Here is a 15,354-nt window from a genome sequence, read left to right on the forward strand (position 1 = left end):
TCAGGCTCCCTTCTTCGTACGGCGCTCGGTCGGCTGGGTCACCCGGTCGAGCATCAGGCCCAGGCAGACGATGGCGGCACCGGCGACCAGCCCGGTGGCGAGGTCGCCCTGGGCGAGGCCGAAGGCGACGTTGTAGCCGAGGGCGCCACCGCCGACCAGGCCGCCGATGATGACGACGGCCAGCACCAGGACCACGCCCTGGTTGAGGGCGAGCAGCAACGATCGCCGGGCGAGCGGGAGCTGGACCTGCCACAGCTGCTGGCGGCCGGTCGCGCCGAGCGAGCGCGCCGACTCCAGCGCGGCCGGGTCGACCTGGCGCAGGCCCTGCGCGGTGATCCGGACGACGGCCGGGAGGGCGTAGACGACGGCCGCGGCGACGGCGGGCGCGCGGCCCACGCCGAAGAGGGCGACGACCGGGATCAGGTACACGAACTGCGGCATCGTCTGGAAGACGTCCAGGACCGGCCGCAGGACCCGCTCCACGCGGTCGCTGCGGGCGGCGGCGATACCGGTGGCGAAGCCGAGGACGAGCGTGACGGCCACGGCGGCCAGCACCTGGGAGAGCGTGTCGAGGGCCGGGTCCCACACCCCGAGCACGCCGATCGCGGCCATGGCGAGGACGGCGGTCAGGGCGGTGGCCCAGGTGCCGATCAGCCAGGCCAGGGCGGCGACGACGAGCAGCACCGACCACCAGGGCAGCCACAGCAGGCCGCCGCGCAGCGGGTCCAGGATCCAGGTGGTGAAGTGGCCGGCCCAGTCGGCCGTGCCGCCGACGACCGGGACGCCGGAGTAGAGGTGGGCGGTCATCCAGTCGACGGCGCGGTTGACCGGGGCGGCGATGCCGAGGCTGAAGCCGGTGGGCCAGTTCAGGCCGTGCAGGAGGCGGGTGGCCAGGGCGACCGCGGCCGTGACGGCGAGGGCGTACGGCCAGCCGATCGTCCGTGAGCCGGTGCCGTCGGCGGCGCCCGCCGCTCCCGTCACCCGGTCCAGGACGACCGCCAGCAGCACGATCGGGATGCCGGCCGCGAGGGCCTGGCCGACGTCGACCGAGGCGAGTGCCTGGTAGACGCGGTCGCCGAGGCCGCCGGCGCCGATGACCGAGGCGATGACGGCCATGGACAGCGCCATCATGATCGTCTGGTTGAGGCCGAGGAGGAGTTCTCCCCGGGCCAGCGGGATGCGGGCGGTCAGCAGCCGCTGGCGGCGGGTGGCGCCGAGCGACTCCACGGCCTCCAGGACTTCGGGGTCGGCGCCGCGCAGGCCGAGCGCGGTGAGGCGGGCCATCGGCGGGGCGGCGTAGACGACGGTGGCGAGGACGGCCGCGGGGACGCCGATGCCGAAGACCAGGACGACGGGGAGGAGATAGGCGAAGGCGGGAAGCACCTGCATGGTGTCCAGGACCGGGCGCAGGGCGCGGTCCAGGCGGCCGGAGAGGCCGGCCGCGAGACCGAGCAGCGCGCCGGTGAGCACCGAGGCGAGGACGGCTACGACCATCAGGGCGAGGGTCTGCATGGTCGGCACCCACATGCCGAGGGCCCCGCAGGCCAGGAACGCGAGAGCCGTCCCGGCGGCCAGGCGGACACCGGCGACCCGCCAGGCGACCAGGGCGGCGAAGACCGTGACGCCGGTCCAGCCCGCGGCGAGGAGGGTGAGGTAGACGGCGCGGACGGAGAGGACGACGGCGTTGCTGATGTAGCCGAAGAAGTACAGGAACAGGGGGTGGCTGTCCCGGTTGTCGATGACCCAGTTGCTGGCGCTGGTGAGGGGTTTGTCCAGGCTGACGGTCAGGTGGTGAGGCCATGATCCGCCGTGGAGCAGGGGCAGCAGTACGGCGGTGACGAGGGCGAGCAGGAGCAGTTTGCCCGCGGCTCGGCTCTTCAGGAGGCGGGGGGTGTGCGGGCGGGAGGCCGGGACACTGAGCGTTGTCATCAGACGGCCTCCGGGGTGGTGCGGGGGCCGGGTACGCGGACGTCCACGCCTGCTACGACGTCCAGCAGCAGCTCGTGGTCCACGGTTCCGATGCAGTTGCCGTCCTCCACCACGCACGCCGGTGTGCCGGTCTCGGCCACCGTCCTGATCGCGTCCGCGACCACCGCGTCCGGAGTGAGGGCGCCCGGGTGCTCCGGGCCGCCGCAGTCGCCCGGCTTCATCGCCGTACGGACCGTCATCACCTGTTCGCGCGGGACGTCCCGGACGAACTCGCGGACATAGTCGTCCGCCGGGGAGCCGACGATCTGCTCCGGTGTGCCCAGCTGGACGACCTTGCCGTCGCGCATCAGGGCGATGCGGTCGCCGAGCCGGAGGGCCTCGGCGAGGTCGTGGGTGATGAAGACCATCGTGCGGCCCTCCTCACGGTGCAGGCGGGCCACCTCGTCCTGCATGTCACGGCGGATGAGGGGGTCCAGGGCGCTGAACGGCTCGTCGAACAGCAGGACCTCCGGGTCCACCGCCAACGCCCGCGCCAGACCCACCCGTTGGCGCTGGCCGCCGGACAGCTGGCTGGGCTTGCGCTGCTCCATGCCCTCCAGGCCGACCTTGGCGACGAACTCGGCGGCCCGCTCACGCCGTTCGGCCTTGCCGACGCCCTGGATCTCCAGGCCGTAGGCGACGTTGTCGAGGACCGTGCGGTGCGGGAGCAGGCCGAAGTGCTGGAAGACCATGGCGGCACGGTGCCGGCGCAGTTCGCGCAGGCGGGCCTTGTCCATCGCGCGGACGTCCTCGCCGTCGATGGAGATCGTGCCCGCTGTCGGTTCGATCAGGCGGGTGAGGCAGCGGACCAGGGTGGACTTGCCGGAGCCCGACAGGCCCATGACCACGAAGACCTCGCCCTTGCGGACGTCGAAGGAGACGTCCCGGACGGCGGCCGTGCAGCCGGTGCGGGCGCGCAGGCCGGCGGGGTCCAGCGTGGCCAGTTCGGCGTCGGCGGGGATCCGGTCCGCCTTCGGGCCGAAGACCTTCCACAGGCCGTTCACCGAGAACACGGGGGTACTCATCGGGCACCACCTCCGATCAGGTCGACGGCCTTCTCCCCGACCATCAGCACCCCGATCATCGGGTTCACCGCGGTCATCGTCGGGAAGACGGACGCGTCGGCGATCCGGATGCCCTCCAGGCCCCGGATCCGCAACTCGGGGTCCACGACCGCGAGTTCGTCGTCCACCGCGCCCATCTTGCAGGTGCCGGCGGGGTGGTAGACGGTGTGCGCGACCTTGCGGGCGTACTCGCTCAGTTCCTCGTCGCCGGTGATCTCCGGGCCGGGGCAGACCTCGCGCCCCAGCCAGCCGGCGAGCGGCTCGGCCTCGGCGATCTCGCGGGCGATCCGGATGCCGTCGACGAGGGTCCGGGCGTCGTAGTCGTCCTCGTCGGTGAAGTACCGGAAGTCCAGCGCGGGCTTCACCTCCGGGTCGGCGCTGGTCAGGTACAGGCGGCCGCGGGACTTCGGCTTGGGGATGTTCGGGGTCATCGAGACGCCGTGGCGCGGGCGTTCGTAGCCGAGGCGCTCCGGGTTGTCGGTGAACGGGATCTGGTAGAAGTGGAACATCAGGTCCGGGCCCGGGTTCTCGGGGTCGCGGCGGACGAACAGGCCCGCGTCGGAGTCCATCGCGGAGTTCTCCGGGATCGGCCCGTGGGTCTCCCAGACGATGACCGACTCGGGGTGGTCGAGCAGGTTCTCGCCGACACCCGGCAGATCGTGGACGACGGGGATGCCCAGCTCTTCGAGGTCCGCGCGGGGGCCGACGCCCGAGTGGAGCAGCAGGCGGGGCGAGTCGACGGCGCCGGCGCACAGCACGACCTCGCTCCGGGCCCGTATCAGCAGTTCCTCGCCGTCCTTGGTGCGCACGTGGACGCCCTCGGCCCGGCCCTCGGTGATCTCCAGCCGGTACGCCCACGTCTCCAGCAGGATCGTGAGGTTGGGGCGCTCGTCCAGCACCGGGTGCAGGTACGCCACGGATGCCGAGGACCGCTTGTTGGTCTCGGGGTGGTAGGCGAGGTCGAAGAAGCCGGCGCCCTCGGTGAACGGCTTCTTGTTGAAGCCCTCGACGCGGGGCACCCCGAGGGCGGCCTGGGCGGCGTCGACGAAGTCGCGGGCGATGGCGTTCCGGTCCTTCTCGTCGACGGAGACGATGTTGTTCTTCAGGCGGGCGAAGTACGCCTCCATCGGCACCGCGCCCCAGCCCTTGGCGCCGGCCTGCTCCCACTCGTCCCAGTCGGACGGGAGCGGCTTGAAGGAGATGAGGGTGTTGTGGGAGGAGCAGCCGCCGAGGACGCGGGCGCGGCTGTGCCGGATGTGGGAGTTGCCCCGGGGCTGTTCCACGGTCGGGTAGTCGTAGTCGAGGTCGCCGCCGAGCAGGCCCATCCAGCGGCGCAGGGTGAGGACGTCGTCCCGGCCGACGTCGCTGGGGCCGCCCTCGATGACGGCGACGGTGACGTCCGGGTTCTCGGTGAGGCGGGAGGCGATGACGGAGCCGGCCGTGCCGCCGCCGATGACGACGTAGTCGTAGATGTGGGGGGTGTGGGACATGGAGGTACTCCGAGAGGACTTGCTGCGTACGGGAGTCGGTGGGGGGATCAGCCGGCGAACCAGCGCACGGGCCGGGGGGCGAGGTTCTGGTAGACGTGCTTGGTCTCGCGGTACTCGGCGAGTCCGGCGGGCCCCAGTTCGCGGCCGGTGCCGCTCCTGCCGAAGCCGCCCCACTCCGCCTGCGGGAGGTAGGGGTGGAAGTCGTTGATCCAGACCGTGCCGTGGCGCAGGCGGGCCGCGACCCGGCGGGCCCGTCCGGCGTCGGCGGTCCATACGGCGCCGGCGAGGCCGTACTCGGTGTCGTTGGCGAGGAAGACGGCCTCGTCCTCGGTGCGGAAGGTCTCGACGGTGAGGACCGGGCCGAAGACCTCCTCGCGGACGACCTTCATCTCGCGGTGGCAGGCGTCGAGGACGGTCGGCTCGTAGAACCAGCCGGTGGCGGGCCGGTCGGCGGACGGCTGCGGCCGCTTGCCGCCGCAGCGCAGCACCGCGCCCTCCGCCAGCGCCGACGCCACATACGCCTCGACCTTGGCGCGCGCTTGCGCGGAGACGAGCGGCCCGCACTCGACGCCGTCCGCCGTGCCCCGGCCGAGGCGGATGCGGGCGGCCCGCCGGGCGAGCTCGGTGACGAACCGCTCCCGCACCGGCTCCTCGACGATGAGCCGGGCGCCGGCCGAGCAGACCTGGCCGCTGTGGATGAAGGCCGCATTGAGGGCCTGGTCGACGGCGGTGTCGAAGCCCTCCTCGGTGGCGCAGGCGTCGGCGAAGACGATGTTGGGGTTCTTGCCGCCGAGTTCGAGGGCGACCTTCTTCACCGTCGGGGCGGCGGCCTGGGCGACCTTGACGCCGCTGACCAGACCGCCGGTGAAGGAGACCAGGTCGACGTCGGGGTGCTCGGCGAGCCGGGCGCCGACGGTGTGGCCGGGTCCGGTGACGAGGTTCGCGACCCCGGCGGGGAGCCCGGCCTCGGCGAGCAGGTCGATCAGCGCGATGGTGGTCATCGGGGTGATCTCGCTGGGCTTGACGACGAAGGTGTTGCCGGCCGCGAGGGCCGGGGCGATCTTCCAACTGGCCTGGAGGAGGGGGTAGTTCCACGGGGTGATGAGCGCGCAGACGCCGACCGGCTCGTGTACGACCACGCTGTGGACGTCGGCCGAGCCCGCGTCCACGACCCGGCCGGGCGCCTCGGCGGCGACCAGGTCGGCGAAGTAGCGGAAGGCGTCGGCGACACAGTCGATGTCGACCCGCCCCTCTTCCACGGTCTTGCCCGCGTCCCGGCTCTCCAGCAGTCCGAGTTCCTCGCGGTCGCGCAGGAGGAGGCCGGCGACGCGGCGCAGCAGGGCGGCGCGTTCGGCGACGGGCGTCGAAGGCCAGGGCCCCTGGTCGAAGGCCTGCCGGGCCGCGGCGACGGCCCGCTCGGCGTCCTTCTCGTCACCCTCGGCGACCACGGCGAACGGCAGCGCGTCCGCGGGGTCCAGGATCTCGCGTGTCGCGCCGGAGACCGCGTCCAGCCACACGCCTCCCGCGTGGATGGTCGCCCCGGGCTGTCGTTCCGTACTGTCCGCCATGATCGCCTGTTGCCTTCCGTTCCTGATCCGTGCCCCTGTGTCACGCACGTGCCACACTCGGGGACCGCGACCGCCTGCCCCGGGCCCCTCACTCACATGCGGAATCGGCGGCGGAAAGTGCGAGGCGTCACTGAAATGACGGTCCAAAACGGCTAAAAATCGGCAATTCGGTCAGCTGCGCTCGGTTCATGCATGTCTCACAGTCCGTATCGGGCGGACAGAACCTCCAGCGGCCGGTCGACCTGGCCGACTCGGGTCGCCCGCTCACCCCCTTTCCTTGCGTCCCCGCTTCGCGCGCAGTGCCTGCCTCCGCTCCCACTCCTCGTCCCAGAGCCGTTTGAGCTCCTGCGCCCGTTCGTCGAGTTCGGCCGGCTCGTCGTCGTCCTCGTCCGTCCACAGGCCCTGCTCCTTGAGCCGGCGCGTGTGGACCTCGACGGGCGGCTGGGGGTCGTAGTCGGAGGGGCGGGGGCCCTCGGGCCCGTCGGGGCCGACCCGGATGAGGCGTTCGACGCGGGTGACGCGGTAGCGGACCCCGGCGACCGTGATGACGTTGGAGCGGGTCTCGTCGAGGCGGTCGGCCAGCCGGGCGTACTCCGCGCGCTGCTCCTCGTCGAGACGGAGGGTGAAGGGGGCCATCACGCGCAGCCAGGAGGCGAGGGAGTCGCGGGCCGCCTGGGGAGTGGTGTGGCCGGCGCCGGGGTTGAAGGCACGCCATCGTCCCTCCACCCGCTCCGAGATCATGAAGACCGCCGGGAGCAGCACCCCGCCCGGACACTCCCGCCGGGCCCGGCGCGCGTCCGCCACGGCCTCCGGCCCGGCGTCCGGCGAGACCCCGAGGGAATGGAACAGCTCCAGCTTCAGGATGCCGTTCGACAGGCCCGTACCGGTGAACGGGTCGACCACGAAGCCCTCCACGCTCGGCCCCGCCCGGTAGGCCTCGCCCACCTCCGCCGTGTCGGGGTCGGACGGGCGGGGCGGCTCGGGACCGTTCGGGCCCATCCGGATGAAGCGGCTCGCCCGGACGATCCGGAAGCGTTCCCCGCGCACCCGGACCTCGTTCACGACCTCCCGGTCCATCCGCCGCGCCGCCGCCATCCATGTGCGCCGCGCGGCCTCGTCCCCGGCGTCCCGGGCCTCCTTCGCCCGCATCCGGAAGTGCGAGCCGAGCCCGTCCCGGGCGTCCTGCGGAGTGTCGGCACCGGCCGCCAGCAGCTCCCAGCCGCCCGCCTCGCACTCGCGGGCACGGAAGTATTCCGCGATCATCACGCCCATCAGCTGCGGATACCGCTGCGTCGCCTGCCACGCCTCCTGCTCGGCGAACGCGGCGAGCGGCCCGTCCTGCTGCGTGACACGGATCGTCAGATACGCCGGTACCCCGTCTCGGTAGTCACTCATGCACCGAGCGTGCACGCTGGGCGCCTCGCTGCGGGTGTTTTCACGAATTCGCCCGCCTGGGAGCGATGTTCGCGTGCGGCCCTGGACGGCACAGAGACATCTGACTACGGTCGGAGAATGCAGACCTTTGACTCAAGTCAAGGAACAGGGCAGGGCAGAGGGCGGGGAGCGGGTGCGCCGGTCGCCGCCGCGGACATCGCCGCCTTCCGGCACTTCAACCGGTACTTCACGCGCCGTATCGGTGTCCTGGACGAGCACTACCTCGGGCAGGACCGCCCGCTCGGCGAGGCCCGGCTGCTGTTCGAGATCGGCGACGGGGTGTCCCTGCGGGAGCTGCGGGGGCGGCTCGGCCTGGACGCCGGATACCTCAGCCGGATGGTGAAGGCCCTGGAGGCGCAGGGCATGGTCCGGGTGGCGGTGCCCGCGCACGACAACCGGCTGCGGACGGTCGAGCCGACCCCGGCCGGGCGCGTCGAGGTGGCCGAGCAGCACCGCCGGTCCGACGCCCTCGTGGCCGGTCTGCTGGACGGCCTCACCCCCGCCCAGCGGGCCGAACTGACCGGCGCCATGGCGGTCACGCAGCGGCTGCTGCGGCTGGCGGGGATCACCGTCGAGACCGTCGACGGCGCCTCGGCGGACGCGCGGGCCTGCCTGGAGGCGTACGCGGCGGACATCGACGCCCGCTTCCCCGAGGGCTTCGACCAGGCGGACCTGGTCGGCCCGGAGGAGGTCACCGGGGACGCCGGCGCGTTCCTGGTCGCGTACGAGGAGGGGCGGCCGGTGGGCTGCGGGGCGCTGCGGCGCCTGGGGCCGGGAGTGGGCGAGATCAAGCATGTGTGGGTCGCTCCCGAGGCCCGGCGGCTGGGCCTCGCACGGCGGCTGCTCGACGGTCTGGAGCATCAGGCGCGGGCACGCGGCCTGGACGTCGTACGCCTGGACACGCACGCCGTGCTCACCGAGGCGCAGGCGATGTACCGGGCGTGCGGGTACGCCGAGATCCCGCGCTACGACGACAACGTCCACGCCGCCCACTGGTTCGAGAAGCGGCTGGCCGGTGGTGCGAAGAGCGGCTACTGAGGTTTTCAGTGGAGGGCATGCCAGGGCTGCCTTGCGCGGATGACTCGGCGGCCTCGAACCGTACGTGCTCCCGCTGAACCCGCCTCAGCAGCCGGCTGACTCCTCGCGCATCAGCCGGCGTACGCAGTCGCGCAGCCAGGCGTGGGCGGGGTCGGCGTCATGGCGCGGATGCCAGGCGAAACCGATCCTCACCACCGGGAGCCGGAGCGGGATCTCGAAGGTGGCGAGCCCGAGGGCGTGGGCCAGCGTGCTGCCGTAGGAGGTGATCAGCCCGATCAGATCGGTCTCACGCAGCACGAACAGCGAGGCCGGGTAGGTGCCGACGCTGCCCACCACCTGGCGTTCCAGGCCGAGTTCCGCCAGCGCGTCGTCGATCGGGCCGTACTGCCGGCCCCGCCGGGAGACGATCAGATGCCCCGCTTCACCGGCGAACCGCTCGGGCGTCAACTCCCCGGTGAGCAGCGGGTGTCCGGCCCGTACGACCCCGAGCATGCGCTCCTTGTAGACCGTCTCCACATGCACCTCGGGCGCGGTCGTGTCGATCACCCCGACCTCCAGATCGGCGGTGCCCTGGCGCAGGAACGGGGCGTCGACATGGCTCTCGGACAGAAAGCGCAGCCGGATCCCGGGGGCCTCGCGGGCGGCGCGGGCGAACAGGGTCGCGCCGTGGGTGGCGGCGATCGCGTCGTGGCCGAGGATCGTGAACGTCCGGGACACGGTGCGCAGATCGGCGTCCCGGCCCGGCGCGAACAGGGCACGGGCCCGCTCCACCACCGCGCTCACCTCGGCACGCACGGCCAGCGCGTGCGGGGTGGGCACCATCCGGCGCCCGGCCCGCACCAGCACCGGGTCGCCGAGCGCCTTGCGGATCCGGCCGAGGGTACGGCTCATGGCGGGCTCGGACAGATGCAGCCGGCGCGCGGCGCCCTGCACGCTCTGCTCCTCCAGCAGCACGTCCAGCGCGACCAGCAGATTCAGGTCCAGCCCCGTGGATTGCGTCATGTGCAGGTGTCCCTTGCAAAGGTTGCACTAGAGTGCAGGTCAGTGCCGAGCCTACGGTGAGGGCACACGAGAGTGCATCCCCCACCACCCCACCGAAGCTCCCGGGAGGAGCCGTGCCCGCGCACGCCCTGAAACGCCCCGTCCTGCTCGCGCTGTGCGCCTGCGTCCTGGTCGCGCAGAGCATGGTCGCCGCCGTCAACCTGCTGATCCCCGAACTGAGTTCGTCCTCCCTGCACCCCTCGCACACCGAGATCCTGTGGACGGTCGACGCCTACGTCATCGTCTTCGCGGGGCTGCTGATCCCGGCCGGCGCGCTCGGCGACAGGTACGGCCGCAAGGGCGCCCTGCTCGCCGGGCTCGCCCTGTTCGCGGCGGGCGCCGCCACCAGTGCCCTCGCCACCGGCCCGGCGGTGCTGATCGCGGGCCGGGGCCTGTCCGGCGCCGGAGCCGCCCTGATCACCCCTTCCACCCTCTCGATCCTCATGCAGTTGTCCGCGCCGGAGCAGCGGGCCCGCACCATGGGCGCCTGGACCCTGGCGATCGGCGTGGGCGGCGCGGCGGGGAACCTGGGCGGCGGACTGGCCGGACAGTTCCTCGGCTGGCGTGCCCTGTTCGCGGCGATGGTCCCGCTGACGGCCGTCCTGGCCACCTCCGTCGCGCTCACGACCCCGCGCACCGAACGCTCGGCCCGCAGCAACCCCGACCCCCTCGGCACCCTGCTGCTCACCGCGGGCCTGGTCGCCGTCCTGTTCGGCATCATCGAGAGCCCGGCCTACGGCTGGACCTCCGCCCGCATCCTCGGCGCCTTCACGGCGGGCGCGCTGCTGATCAGCGCCTTCACCCTGCACGCCCTGCGCTCGCCGGCCCCGCTCTTCGACCCCCGGGTCTTCGGCTCCCCCCGGCTGCGAGCGGCCTCCCTCGGCACGGCCACCGCGTTCTTCGGCCTGTTCGCCCTGTTCTTCGTCAACTCCCAGTATCTGCAAGGCGTGAAGGGCTACGGCGCCGCCGTCACCGGGGTGGCGATCATGCCGCTGGTGGTCGGCATGGCGGGCGCGCAGAAGCTGGCGACGCGCTGGGCGGGCCGGCCGCGCGCGGTCACAGGGTCCGGTCTGGCATTGATCGGCCTGGGTCTGCTGGGCGCGTCCACGGCCGACGCGACGACACCGTACGCGGTGTTCGTGGTCTGGCTGCTGGTCATCTCATCGGGCGCCGGCCTGTGCATGCCCGCCCTGACCTACGGCGTGGTCACCTCACTTCCGGCCCACCAGGCGGGCCTGGGCTCCGGCCTGGGCACCACCGCCCGGGAGACGGGGGCCGCGCTGGGTGTCGCCGTCACCGGCACGATCCTGTCCGCTCACACTGACCTCCTGCACGGGATGGGGCCGGCGCTGCGGACGGTGGGGGTGGTGGTGCTGGTGGCGACAGTGCTGGTGATCGCCGGGTACGGGGAAGACGCACGTGGGCCCCGCTTCGCAGAAAACCGAAGCAGGGCCCACGCAGGTCTTGGATGAGGCGTCTTAGATGAGGCCGAGCGCGCGCACCGCGTCGCGCTCCTCCTCCAGCTCCTTGACCGAGGCGTCGATACGCGCACGCGAGAACTCGTTGATGTCCAGGCCCTGGACGATCTCGTACGCGCCGTCCTTGGTGGTGACCGGGAAGGAGGAGATCAGACCCTCCGGAACACCGTAGGAACCGTCCGACGGGATGCCCATGGAGGTCCAGTCACCCTCGGCCGTGCCGTTGACCCAGGTGTACACGTGGTCGATCGCGGCGTTGGCGGCGGAGGCGGCCGACGAGGCACCGCGGGCCTCGATGATCGCGGCACCGCGCTTGGCGACGGTCGGGATGAACTCGTCGGCCAGCCACTTCTCGTCGTTCACGACCTCGGCCGCGTTCTTGCCGGCGACGGTGGCGTGGAAGATGTCCGGGTACTGGGTGGCGGAGTGGTTGCCCCAGATGGTCAGGCGCTTGATGTCGGCGACCGTGGAGCCCGTCTTCTTCGCGAGCTGGGTGAGCGCGCGGTTGTGGTCCAGACGGGTCATCGCGGTGAAGCGCTCGGCCGGGACGTCCGGCGCGGCGGCCTGCGCGATGAGCGCGTTGGTGTTCGCCGGGTTGCCGACGACGAGGACCTTGATGTCGTCCGCGGCGTGGTCGTTGATGGCCTTGCCCTGCGGCTTGAAGATGCCGCCGTTGGCCTCCAGCAGGTCGCCGCGCTCCATGCCCTTGGTGCGGGGGCGGGCGCCGACCAGGAGAGCCACGTTGGTGCCGTCGAAGGCGACGTTCGGGTCGTCGGTGATGTCGATGCCCTGGAGCAGCGGGAAGGCGCAGTCGTCCAGCTCCATGGCCGTGCCCTCGGCGGCCTTCAGCGCCGGGGTGATCTCCAGGAGGCGCAGCTTGACCGGTACGTCCGCGCCGAGCAGCTGGCCGGAGGCGATGCGGAAGAGCAGGGCGTAACCGATCTGGCCGGCCGCGCCGGTGACGGTGACGTTCACGGGAGTGCGGGTCATGGCGTTCTCCGTAGGACAACTGGCGGTAGGGCTTCCCGGCCCCGGGCGGATGATCGATCTCTTGGCGTCAAGAGATCGATCCAGCGGTCAGGCTATCGCGCATCCGGCATGCGAGACGTCCCGGGCCGTGTGGCTCACCCCACAAGGCGGACACATGGCCGACATACGGCGGACGCAGGCGGACGCAGGCGGACGCAGGGCGAACGAAGCGGCGGCCGCCGGTCCGGGAGAGGGGGACGGAGGCGGCCGCCGGTGGGGGGAAGTACCGGCATGCCGGACTCCCGTGGGGGGTACGGTTCGCGTGCCCCGGATCCGACGGACCATGCGTCCCGTCCCGGAATTTCACCCGCACGATTTCGCGCGGGCGCGATTTCTCCTGTTTCATCCGCTACGTCGACCGCTTCATCCGCTACGTCGACCGCCTCATCCGCTACGTCGGCCACCCGGTCACTTCGTGCACCCCGTCCGCCCGGAGGCGAGGGTCGCGCAGGCCTTGGCGTCGGTCGCGTTCTTCACGGCGACCATCGGGGTGTAGGCGATGGCGTCGCCGGTCGCGGTGATCTCACCCGTCTGGCGGACCGGGCCCGCGGAGATCTCCACCTTGTCGCCCCGGGTGGCCCCGGTGATCCGGCCCCAGGCGGTGCCGCAGGCCTTGCTGTAGCGGACCTCCAGGGTGGTGGTGCCCACGGTGGCGGTCTTGGCGGTGCTCACCAGGTCGCCGCTGCATCCCATCGCCTCGGCGTCCTTGCCGGTGCAGGCGGAGCCGGCGCACTTGCCTCCCGCCGGCGGGCTCGCGTGCCGGGTGGCGGTCGGCGACGGCGGCGGGGCGGCGTCCTGGTGCTTGCCGCCGCTGCGGTCGGTGAAGAAGAAGACGGCGGCGATGACGACGAGCACACCGACGAGCCCCGCGAGGAACATCGTCAGCCGCTGACGGCCCCCGCTCCCCGGTTCCGGCGCACCTTCGGCCGGCCGGGGCGCCTGCGGGTCGCCCGGATCCGAGCCGGGCCGGGCGTTCGCCCGGGGCGGCCCCTGATACCCGGCCGCCCCCCACGAATCGGCCCTGCGCCCGGCGCTCTTGTCCCCGATCCCCTCGGCGTCCCTGGCGTCGGCGTCGGCGCCCGTCGGCTGGGGTGGGATCGTCGGTGAGACACCCGCCGGACCGGCGATGCCCGGAGTCACCGTCGCGCTGCCGTTCTTGCGCCCCGAAGGCCGCTCCGACGACCGCCCCGAAGACCCTCCCGACACCCGCCCCGACGGCCCCCCGGTCGCCTCCGCCGCGCCGAACTCCCCCAGCGCGGCGCGGGCCTGGGAGATCCGGATCGCCTCCATGGTGCCGTCGTGCCGCATCTCCGACCGGCTCCAGGCGCGCTCGGCCAGCTCCCACATCGTGGTCAGATGGACGGGACTGGTGCCGGTGACCTCGGCGAGCGCGACGACCGCGCCCTTGGGTGCGAGGAGCCGGCCGCCGAGGTACCGCTCCCAGGAGGTCTTGCTGTAACCGGTGCGGTCCGCGAGAGCCGCGACACTCAGCCCGCTGCGGTCCACGAGGCGCCGTATCTGAGTGGTGAACTCCTTGATCTGCGGATCCAGATCGTCCGGCAGATCCTTCCAACGAGGCATCGCTTCCCCCCTACGTTCCCCCGCCCGTTCCCCGTCCTGGCTACCCACAAGGATGCCCTGCCTACGGATCCCAGTTCCCGGCATGGGGGCGCGCGGGAGCATGGACGGCGCGCGCGGACACCGTAGCGGAACGGTCACTTCCGTGCCACAGCGCAAGGACAGGCGTTGAACAGGCAGTTCACGGGAGGAAGGCTGAATCGCGACGGCGGTTCGCCCCTCTTCGGGGGGGCGAACCGTCGCGAACGAGCGGCGCTACTTGTTGCTGAGCGTCACGTGCAGGAGATCTTTCAGGAACGGGATCTGCAGCCATGGATTCGGCTGGGCCATCATCGCGAGCAGGACGATCGCCAGGCCGAGGACGCCGTAGGTGCTGATGTCCGTGAACCGGGAGCGGACGGCCAGCATGCCGACGCCGGGCAGCAGCCAGCGCATGACCGCGCCGGCCAGCAGGGCGACGCCGATCAGCAGCGTGCCCGGACGGAACTGGTCCAGCGAGGTCAGCAGCAGGCCGAGCGCGACCGTGCCCAGCACGACCAGCAGCGGCCACTGCCGGGCGGGGGCCGGCGCGGCACCGGACGCGGCACGGCCGCCGCCCTCGGGCCGCGCGGTGTCCCTCGTGATCCGCGGGAAGCGACGAGTGGGCCGCTCGGGACCCCCCTCGGCCGGCTGCGTGCCGCGGGTGGCCGCCCCCGCGCGGGCGCCCTCAGCCGGCACTGCGCTCCGCCGCCTCGACCACGTTGACCAGCAGCTGCGCCCGGGTCATCGGGCCCACACCGCCGGGGTTCGGAGAGATCCAGCCGGCCACCTCGGTCACGTCCGGGTGGACGTCGCCGAGGATCTTGCCCTCGGCGTTGCGGGAGACACCGACGTCGAGGACGGCGGCGCCGGGCTTGACGTCCTCGGCGCGGATCAGGTGCGGGGAGCCGGCGGCCGCGATGATGATGTCGGCCCGCTTGAGGTGGGCGGACAGATCGCGGCTGCCGGTGTGGCACTGGGTCACGGTGGCGTTCTCGCTGCGCCGGGTGAGCAGCAGCGGCATCGGACGCCCGATGGTCACGCCCCGCCCGACGACGACGACCTCGGCGCCCTTGATCTCGACGCCATGGGCGCGCAGCAGGGACAGGATGCCGTTGGGGGTGCAGGGCAGCGGGGCCGGCTCGTTCAGGACGAGGCGCCCGAGGTTCATCGGGTGGAGCCCGTCGGCGTCCTTGGCCGGGTCCATCAGCTCCAGGATGCGGTTCTCGTCGATGCCCTTGGGCAGCGGCAGCTGGACGATGTAACCGGTGCAGGCCGGGTCCTCGTTCAGCTCGCGGACGACCGCCTCGATCTCCTCCTGGGTGGCGGTGCCGGGCAGTTCACGCTGGATGGAGGCGATGCCCACCTGGGCGCAGTCGCGGTGCTTGCCGGCGACGTACTTCTGGCTGCCGGGGTCGTCCCCGACCAGGATCGTGCCGAGGCCGGGCGTGACGCCCTTCTCCTTCAGCGCCGCCACGCGGGCGGTCAGATCGGACTTGATCGCGGCTGCGGTGGCCTTGCCATCGAGAATCTGGGCGGTCATACCCCCATCCTCGCGGATGACCGGGCCTCGGTTCCAATCCGGAGGCCCAGGGTTCCCATCCGGATACCACTCCACCCATGCATTGATCAACTGTGTTGCACTTGC

12 protein-coding genes are annotated in these 15,354 nt (G+C 72.3%); 2 read left to right on the forward strand and 10 right to left on the reverse strand.

The genetic code is table 11. The annotated features are described in order from the left end of the window. The 5 genes from LE548_RS27640 to LE548_RS27660 form a co-directional block, all read right to left on the reverse strand. Window positions 1-1,929 (reverse strand): proline/glycine betaine ABC transporter permease, encoded by a 1,929-nt coding sequence (locus LE548_RS27640; RefSeq protein WP_225099674.1) that lies wholly within the window; start codon window positions 1,927-1,929, stop codon window positions 1-3. After that, window positions 1,929-2,993, reverse strand: coding sequence for a glycine betaine/L-proline ABC transporter ATP-binding protein (locus LE548_RS27645; RefSeq protein WP_225099675.1), 1,065 nt, complete (start codon window positions 2,991-2,993; stop codon window positions 1,929-1,931). The genes LE548_RS27640 and LE548_RS27645 overlap by 1 nt, the downstream gene beginning before the upstream one ends. Beyond that, on the reverse strand, window positions 2,990-4,522 hold the full coding sequence (locus LE548_RS27650) for a GMC family oxidoreductase (protein WP_225099676.1): 1,533 nt from the start codon (window positions 4,520-4,522) through the stop codon (window positions 2,990-2,992). Before LE548_RS27650 ends, LE548_RS27645 begins: the two co-directional genes overlap by 4 nt. Window positions 4,523-4,569: 47 nt before the next feature. Continuing rightward, a complete protein-coding gene (locus LE548_RS27655) occupies window positions 4,570-6,090 on the reverse strand; it encodes an aldehyde dehydrogenase family protein (RefSeq protein WP_225099677.1) in 1,521 nt (506 codons plus the stop codon). Between the two features lie 264 nt (window positions 6,091-6,354). Continuing rightward, window positions 6,355-7,485: a DUF5954 family protein gene (locus LE548_RS27660; protein ID WP_225099678.1), complete on the reverse strand. Its 1,131-nt coding sequence runs from the start codon at window positions 7,483-7,485 to the stop codon at window positions 6,355-6,357. A gap of 117 nt (window positions 7,486-7,602) precedes the next feature. Between LE548_RS27660 and LE548_RS27665 the strand changes: the two genes are divergently transcribed. After that, window positions 7,603-8,562 (forward strand): helix-turn-helix domain-containing GNAT family N-acetyltransferase, encoded by a 960-nt coding sequence (locus tag LE548_RS27665; RefSeq protein ID WP_225099679.1) that lies wholly within the window; start codon window positions 7,603-7,605, stop codon window positions 8,560-8,562. A gap of 84 nt (window positions 8,563-8,646) precedes the next feature. Here the strand turns inward: LE548_RS27665 and LE548_RS27670 are convergent, their stop codons facing one another. Next, complete coding sequence (locus LE548_RS27670; protein ID WP_225099680.1) at window positions 8,647-9,564, reverse strand: LysR family transcriptional regulator; 918 nt, start codon at window positions 9,562-9,564, stop codon at window positions 8,647-8,649. Between the two features lie 113 nt (window positions 9,565-9,677). Here LE548_RS27670 and LE548_RS27675 point away from each other — a divergent pair, with 113 nt between their 5' ends. Beyond that, entirely contained in the window at window positions 9,678-11,075 is a 1,398-nt protein-coding gene (locus tag LE548_RS27675; RefSeq protein ID WP_225099681.1) for an MFS transporter, read from the forward strand. A gap of 6 nt (window positions 11,076-11,081) precedes the next feature. Here the strand turns inward: LE548_RS27675 and LE548_RS27680 are convergent, their stop codons facing one another. The 4 genes from LE548_RS27680 to LE548_RS27695 form a co-directional block, all read right to left on the reverse strand. Next, window positions 11,082-12,071 carry a malate dehydrogenase gene (locus tag LE548_RS27680; protein ID WP_225099682.1) on the reverse strand — a complete coding sequence of 330 codons (990 nt, stop codon included), beginning with the start codon at window positions 12,069-12,071 and terminating at the stop codon, window positions 11,082-11,084. A gap of 447 nt (window positions 12,072-12,518) precedes the next feature. Next, the gene (locus tag LE548_RS27685; protein WP_225099683.1) at window positions 12,519-13,691 is read right to left on the reverse strand and encodes a DUF2690 domain-containing protein; all 1,173 of its coding nucleotides are present in this window, start codon (window positions 13,689-13,691) and stop codon (window positions 12,519-12,521) included. Window positions 13,692-13,943: 252 nt separating this feature from the next. Further along, complete coding sequence (locus LE548_RS27690; RefSeq protein ID WP_225099684.1) at window positions 13,944-14,405, reverse strand: DUF3017 domain-containing protein; 462 nt, start codon at window positions 14,403-14,405, stop codon at window positions 13,944-13,946. Then, entirely contained in the window at window positions 14,395-15,249 is an 855-nt protein-coding gene (locus tag LE548_RS27695) for a bifunctional methylenetetrahydrofolate dehydrogenase/methenyltetrahydrofolate cyclohydrolase (protein WP_225099685.1), read from the reverse strand. Before LE548_RS27695 ends, LE548_RS27690 begins: the two co-directional genes overlap by 11 nt. Between the last annotated feature and the right edge of the window lie 105 nt (window positions 15,250-15,354).

Origin of the sequence: Streptomyces sp. CoH27, assembly GCF_020181035.1 — a bacterium.
Taxonomy (GTDB): Bacteria; Actinomycetota; Actinomycetes; order Streptomycetales; family Streptomycetaceae; genus Streptomyces; species Streptomyces camelliae.